Here is a 3,478-nt window from a genome sequence, read left to right on the forward strand (position 1 = left end):
TAGCACACATAGTGAGGAGGTTTGATTAGGGATGTTTCCTCGTCCCTCTTTGAATATCCCGGCTGAAACGAACAGAGTTGTCCAAGTCAAGTACACTAACCCGCATGATCTGACGATCATGCATGTCTTCTATTCTCCATGCGGGGCCGACCGACATCGGCAGCATGGGTTCCAGGATAGGAGGCGGGAAAGTATGCTTTTGGTTCAGGAAAAGGGGTTGGTTGTTCCAGCTTCCGACCCGTTATGGACTTGCTTCGCAAGTCCAGTCTTTCTTTTTCTGGATCAAATCAAGCGCGAGAAGGGCGTTTGGTGAATGCCTTGGCAGCAAGAGGCGATGAAAGACGTGATACTCTGCGATAAGCCATGGGGAGCTGAGAATAAGCTTTGATCCATGGATCTCTGAATGGGGCAACCCACTTGAAAGCTTCATATTGTTATCTTTGATAATCAATATGTCGCTTAACCAAGTACTTAAGACCTGAATACATAGGGTTTTAAGAGCAAACCCGGGGAACTGAAACATCTAAGTACCCGGAGGAAAGGAAATCAATTGATACTCCCCTAGTAGCGGCGAGCGAACGGGGACCAGCCGAGCCAGATAAGTGACTAGAACACGTTGGGAAGCGTGGCCATAGCGGGTGACAGCCCCGTATAGGAAGCTTTGATGGACGTATTAAGTAGGGCGGAACACGTGAAATTCTGTCTGAAGATCGGAGGACCACCTTCGAAGGCTAAGTACTCCTTGCTGACCGATAGCGAACCAGTACCGTGAGGGAAAGGTGAAAAGCACCCCGACGAGGGGAGTGAAACAGTACCTGAAACCGAACGCCTACAATCAGTCGGAGGATCCTCGAGATCTGACGGCGTACCTTTTGTATAATGGGTCATCGACTTGGTCTTACGAGCAAGCTTAAGCCGTTAGGTGTAGGCGTAGCGAAAGCGAGTCTTAATAGGGCGCATGAGTTCGTGGGATCAGACCCGAAACCGAGTGATCTAGGCATGGCCAGGTTGAAGGTAAGGTAACACTTACTGGAGGACCGAACCCACATCCGTTGAAAAGGATCGGGATGAGCTGTGCCTAGGGGTGAAAGGCCAATCAAACTCGGAGATAGCTGGTTCTCTGCGAAATCTATTTAGGTAGAGCGTCATCCGAATACCCCGGGGGGTAGAGCACTGGATGGGTAATGGGGCCCCACAGGCTTACTGATCCTAACCAAACTCCGAATACCCGGGAGTACTAGATGGCAGACACACTGCGGATGCTAACGTCCGTAGTGGAGAGGGAAACAACCCTGACCTACGACTAAGGCCCCCAATTCATGGCTAAGTGGGAAAGCAGGTGGGACGACCAAAACAACCAGGAGGTTGGCTTAGAAGCAGCCATCCTTTAAAGATAGCGTAACAGCTCACTGGTCTAAATAAGTTGTCCTGCGGCGAAGATGTAACGGGGCTCAAGCCATGAGCCGAAGTCTAGGGATGCGTAAGCATCGGTAGCAGAGCGTAGTGTGACATAGTCTCATTCCTCCTTCATGCCTTCGGGCAGATTGGAGGAGAGAGGCTTTCGATGAAGCCGGGGCGTGAGCCATCCGGTGGAGAGATCACTAGTGAGAATGATGACATGAGTAGCGACAAAGAGTGTGAGAGACACTCTCGCCGAAAGTCCAAGGGTTCCTGCTTAAAGCTAATCTGAGCAGGGTAAGCCGGCCCCTAAGCCGAGGCCGAAAGGCGTAGGCGATGGGAACTAGGTTAATATTCCTAGGCCAGGAGGATGTGACGGATCACAGGTGTAGTTCAATCTTATCGGATTGATTGGGCTGCTGAGTGGTTCCTGGAAATAGCCCTCCATCAGACCGTACCCTAAACCGACACAGGTGGACTGGTAGAGCATACCAAGGCGCTTGAGAGAACGATGTTGAAGGAACTCGGCAAAATACCTCCGTAAGTTCGCGAGAAGGAGGCCCGGTTCCTAGGCAACTAGGGGCTGGGGGCACAAACCAGGGGGTGGCGACTGTTTATTAAAAACACAGGGCTCTGCGAAGTCGCAAGACGACGTATAGGGTCTGACGCCTGCCCGGTGCCTGAAGGTTAAAAGGAGAGGTGAGAGCCTTGAATTGAAGCCCAGGTAAACGGCGGCCGTAACTATAACGGTCCTAAGGTAGCGAAATTCCTTGTCGGGTAAGTTCCGACCTGCACGAATGGCGTAACGACTTCCCCGCTGTCTCCAACATCGACTCAGCGAAATTGAATTGCCTGTCAAGATGCAGGCTTCCCGCGGTTAGACGGAAAGACCCCGTGCACCTTTACTACAGCTTCGCACTGGCATCAGGATTGTGATGTGCAGGATAGGTGGTAGGCTTTGAAGCGGAAACGCAAGTATCCGTGGAGCCTCCCTTGAGATACCACCCTTCGCACTCTTGATGTCTAACCGCGGTCCGTTATCCGGATCCGGGACCCTGCGTGGCGGGTAGTTTGACTGGGGCGGTCGCCTCCTAAAGCGTAACGGAGGCGCGCGAAGGTTGGCTCAGAGCGGTCGGAAATCGCTCGTTGAGTGCAATGGCAGAAGCCAGCCTGACTGCAAGACTGACAAGTCGAGCAGAGTCGAAAGACGGCCATAGTGATCCGGTGGTCCCGAGTGGAAGGGCCATCGCTCAACGGATAAAAGGTACGCCGGGGATAACAGGCTGATACTGCCCAAGAGTCCATATCGACGGCAGTGTTTGGCACCTCGATGTCGGCTCATCTCATCCTGGGGCTGGAGCAGGTCCCAAGGGTACGGCTGTTCGCCGTTTAAAGAGGTACGTGAGCTGGGTTTAGAACGTCGTGAGACAGTTCGGTCCCTATCTGCCGTGGGTGTAGGAGACTTGAGAGGAGTTGCCCCTAGTACGAGAGGACCGGGGTGAACGATCCACTGGTGGACCAGTTGTCGTGCCAACGGCAGTGCTGGGTAGCTATGATCGGACAGGATAACCGCTGAAGGCATCTAAGCGGGAAGCCCCCCTCAAAACAAGGTCTCCCTGAGGGCCGTGGAAGACCACCACGTCAATAGGCCGGAGATGTAAGCGCAGTAATGCGTTCAGTTGACCGGTACTAATCGCCCGATAGGCTTGATTTGATCCAGTAATGGAAAGACAAAGCCGAAAGCATACACCGACCTTGACAATGGATAGCGTCGTAGCACCTAGCCGCGATGTTGGTTGATTATATAACCGAGTGGCAACGCGCCTTTTGCAAGCAAAAGACGCTGCCTGCCACTCGTCGCTTTCTTGCTTTGCAAGAAAGTCGACGTGGGCTTTTCCTCGGTTTGGTGGTCATAGCGCAAGTGAAACACCCGGTCCCATCCCGAACCCGGAAGTTAAGCACTGCCGCGCCAATGGTACTTGGGCTTAAGCCCCGGGAGAGTAGGTCACCGCCAAACCTAGTAAAAGCCCACTCAACCTCTCTAACACGATGAAACGAACACGACCCGGTCTCAAGTAGC

Annotated in this window: 2 rRNA genes; both read left to right on the top strand. The window is 53.0% G+C overall.

Annotated features, from left to right (window positions below):
• The first annotated feature begins 285 nt into the window (after positions 1-285).
• Positions 286-3,112: ribosomal RNA gene (locus ACR1XV_RS21265) — 23S ribosomal RNA — on the top strand.
• A gap of 188 nt (positions 3,113-3,300) precedes the next feature.
• A 5S ribosomal RNA gene (rrf, locus tag ACR1XV_RS21270) occupies positions 3,301-3,415 on the top strand.
• The last annotated feature ends 63 nt before the right edge of the window (positions 3,416-3,478 follow it).

Source organism: Ruegeria sp. AD2(2025), assembly GCF_056542385.1.